This window comes from Okeania sp. SIO2B9 (assembly GCF_010672505.1).
GTDB classification, from domain to species: domain Bacteria; phylum Cyanobacteriota; class Cyanobacteriia; order Cyanobacteriales; family Microcoleaceae; genus Okeania; species Okeania hirsuta.
Window position 1 is genome coordinate 1 of the sequence record NZ_JAAHGK010001726.1, and the last position, 1,212, is coordinate 1,212.

Genomic DNA, 1,212 nt, shown 5'->3' on the forward strand with positions numbered 1-1,212 from the left:
TTGGAATTTATAATTTTTTCTTTTAAGAAGAAATCACAAATTAAGATGTAACTGCCTTTGCGTGAATTTGGTATAACTGATTCCATCGCACCAATTTTACAACAACAACACCCAGATGGAAATTATGCCATCGGGCAAGATAGTGGTATCTATTGGCGAGAAACAGAACCCCCCGAAAAAGGTGCAGAAGCACCAAATTGGTTTTACATTCCCGATGTACCACCACTATTAAACGGTGCAATTCGTTGTTCCTATTGTCTGTGGCGAGAATATATGGCACCTTTAATTGCTCTAGAATTTGCTATTGGAGACGGAACAGAAGAATTAGACAAAACACCTTTGTCAGTTTCCGAAGATGGTCAAACAACAAAACCACGAAAATTTTGGGTCTACGAGCAGATTATCAAAATAGATTACTACGGAATATATCTCATCAAAACTGGCAGTTTAGAAATGTATCATTTAGAGGATAAGTCTTATCGCTAGATGTCTCCTAATGAGCGCGGTCACTATTTCATTGAACCCCTGGGAATAGAATTAGAAAAATTGGAAGGTTCCTATCAAAATCAAAGTTTATCATGGTTGCGTTGGTGGGACTCTGAAGGTAATTTGTTGTTAACAGGAACAGAAAGAGCAGAAGTAGAAAAAGCGCGTGGCGATCGCTTTGCCAACCAAGCTGAACAAGAACGCCAACGTGCAGAACAAGAACGCCAAGCACGAAGAAATGCTATTCCTCAATTATTAGCAACGGGAATGAGTGTGGAACAAGTAGCACAAATTCTGAGTTTAACTGTTGAGGAAGTGAGGAAAATTTCTAATAGACATCTCCTCCAAAAGAGGGAACAGGGAACAGGGAACAGGCAACCCACCCCTCGCCCCTCCCCCTCCCAGGAGGGGAATAATTGATAATTTATGGATAATAATTGATTTTATTTTTGATTATTGGAGATGTCTAATAGTTAGGTAATACAGCAGATTTCAAGTATATGAAGTACAGATATTAACAATTAAATCTTCCCAGTGCGGGCATCTTGCCCGTTATGAGTGTACCTCACCCTTGGTGCAATCTGCTGTATTATCTAGTCTATAGAACCCATTTGAGGTCTATATAATTATGGTAGTCAAGTCTTTTCGCGCATCAATGAGTGAGGAACAATCATCAGCAAGGAGTGTTGAATTTTTTATATTATTTCTCCCCACATCTACCCTCTT

General features: G+C 39.3%; 1 pseudogene. It reads left to right on the forward strand.

Features of this window, described 5'->3' with window-relative positions:
* Nucleotides 1-72: 72 nt before the first annotated feature.
* Nucleotides 73-810 (forward strand): annotated as a pseudogene (locus tag F6K13_RS34000) (Uma2 family endonuclease); the annotation flags it as partial.
* Nucleotides 811-1,212 lie beyond the last annotated feature (402 nt).